Below are 2,183 nucleotides of genomic sequence, written 5' to 3' on the forward strand. Positions count from 1 at the left end.
ACATGCCGGTCGCCGCGAGGCACGCAACCCACATCAGCTGGTCGAGGTCGTCTTCGTCATACACGCGGTGCTTGCTGCTCTCACCGCGACTGATCGGCCAGATCACGCCGATCGTCTCGTAGTACCGAAGCGTGCTGGCAGCCAGCCCGGTGAGCGCCGCCGTTTCCGTGATCGTGTAGCTGCGTTGCGTAGTTGTTCGACTCACCCATACGACACTAAGAACTTCAAGTACTTGAAGTCAAAGGCTCGCCCAGGACCACACGATTCGCGCGACCGCGCAGGTGTGTCAATCCACCGCGATCCACCGCGAGTGGACCAGTGGCAACCTGCGTCGCCGGCCGATCCGCGTCACGAACGCGATGCTGCAGGTGTCACCCCACACTCCGACGGCGCGCGAGTGGGAAACGCAAGTCCTGAACCCCCGGCTCACTCCGGTGGGGCGCCGCGATCGGCCAATGCCGCAAGTACTGATGCCCGGATCTCCGGGTTACGCTGTCAAGAGACAACTGCAAGATCGGTGCACCCCTAGGGGGCACATCGCACGGTGTAACAGTGAGTCACGGGACCTAACGGAACCAGATTTCACGCTCAGCACGCCGAAACCGGCCATTCTGAGCGTGGGATCGTTCCGGTTCAAGTCCCCCCTCGGACACTTCATGACCTCCACACCCTCGCCGGTGTGGGGGTCTTGTGCTTCCCGGACGCGCCAGTGAGACCCAGACGATGTTCCGGCGAGCTTCAGGGCGGCGGAGGCCGCCCCACGTAGAGAGCGACCGTCAGCGTACGGCGGACCGGGTCGGGGGCGCTCGACGTCGACAGGCTCGGAGGATTGCCCTATGGCGCGGTCCTGGACTGCCTTCATGATGCTTCCTCTGTCTCAACGGGTCGGGCAGCGCCTTGGTCATGGCTCACCTGTGACTGAGGCTCGTCTCATCGACGTCCGACATCCAGTGGCCTTGGGTGGCCATGTTTGGGACCCTTGGACGTACGGCTAGCGGTGCTGGAGGCGGACATTGGGCCACTGTTGCTCATGAGCTCGACCTGAAGGAGTAGACGCCGGGCCGGCGGCGGCTGTTGTAGCGATCCTCGATCCAGTTCCCGTCATTCCCCATTCCAACAGATGACCCACGAGACAACGGCGCGACCCGTTAGTCCGTCATCTCGATGTACCCAAGCACGATCGACGCCGCTGCCCAGCCGAGATTCACTCGTGGTTTTGCACGATGTTCAGCACGTTGCCGTCGGGCGCCCGGACGAAGAATCGACGCACACCCCAGGACTCCGAACTCAGCGGGTGCACTATCTCGTAGCCGCGCCGCTGGGCGTCCTGGTACGCCCAGTCGACGTCGTCGACCTTGATCGAGATGACCGGGTCCTCGGGTGCAGCCGCGTCGCGGGTGACGACTTGGACGTTGGCCCCTGTGTCAGGCGAACTGAACCGGGCTACCCAGCCCAGGTTGAACTCCTCGGTAGTCAGTCCGAGATAGCTGGCATAGAACTCCCTTGCCGCGTCGACGTCGGCAACGTGCAGGTCTGCGACGATCTCCACGACACGCATCAGGAGGCTCTCCCTAGTTCACTGTTGCAATTGTCGTCAGCATCGCATCTCAGCCAGCCGTTGGACACCGTCATCGCACAGATGACGTGACCGTCGGCGCGATGTGACGCCAACCGATCATCGACTCGCGTCCGACGTGCGAGCAGACATTGCCCCGGCACGTCAGAAGTGGATCCTCCCAAGAGGCACGACGGTGCGCCCTCGCACCCGCGCTGTGGCGGTGGCGTCACATCCGTTTTGCGACAGTCAGCAGCACCACTGAGTCGTCGATGGCCGCGAGGGAGTGACGCGCGTCGGGCACGAAAAGGAGGTCACCGGGGGAGCCGTTCCAGTCGACGTCTCCGGACGACAAGGTGACCCGTCCCACCAGCACCTGGACGGTTGCTTCGCCGGGATTCTCGTGCTCCGAGAGCTCGGCGCCGCGCCGCAGGGCGATCAGGGTCTGCCGGAGTGCGTGCTCGTGTCCGCCGTAGAGGGTCTCGGCGCTACGTCCGCTCGTGGCGTCTTGGGCGATCGCCAGCTGGTGGCGTGCGACTGCTGTCAAGGAGATCTTCTGCATGATCGACAGTCCCCCCGTCGGCAGGAAGGCGCAAGGGACCTTCGACCCTGTCGACTTCGGGACACC

At 63.9% G+C, this 2,183-nt stretch carries 3 protein-coding genes; all 3 read right to left on the reverse strand.

Features of this window, described 5'->3' with window-relative positions:
• On the reverse strand, window positions 1–205 hold a 205-nt coding region (locus tag H7290_RS09955; RefSeq protein WP_290513863.1), incomplete at its 3' end, for a MerR family transcriptional regulator.
• A gap of 999 nt (window positions 206–1,204) precedes the next feature.
• Window positions 1,205–1,558 carry a VOC family protein gene (locus H7290_RS09960; RefSeq protein ID WP_290513864.1) on the reverse strand — a complete coding sequence of 118 codons (354 nt, stop codon included), beginning with the start codon at window positions 1,556–1,558 and terminating at the stop codon, window positions 1,205–1,207.
• Window positions 1,559–1,784: 226 nt separating this feature from the next.
• Window positions 1,785–2,183 (reverse strand): cupin domain-containing protein (locus tag H7290_RS09965; RefSeq protein ID WP_290513865.1); only part of this gene is annotated, 399 nt, incomplete at its 5' end.

The sequence above is a fragment of the Aeromicrobium sp. genome, from assembly GCF_014378035.1.
In the GTDB taxonomy this organism is placed as follows: domain Bacteria; phylum Actinomycetota; class Actinomycetes; order Propionibacteriales; family Nocardioidaceae; genus Aeromicrobium.

Bases quoted from the DNA above. Each gene is read 5' to 3' on its own strand.
- H7290_RS09960 (WP_290513864.1), bottom strand. From the start codon at position 1,558: ATGCGTGTCGTGGAGATCGTCGCAGACCTGCACGTTGCCGACGTCGAC.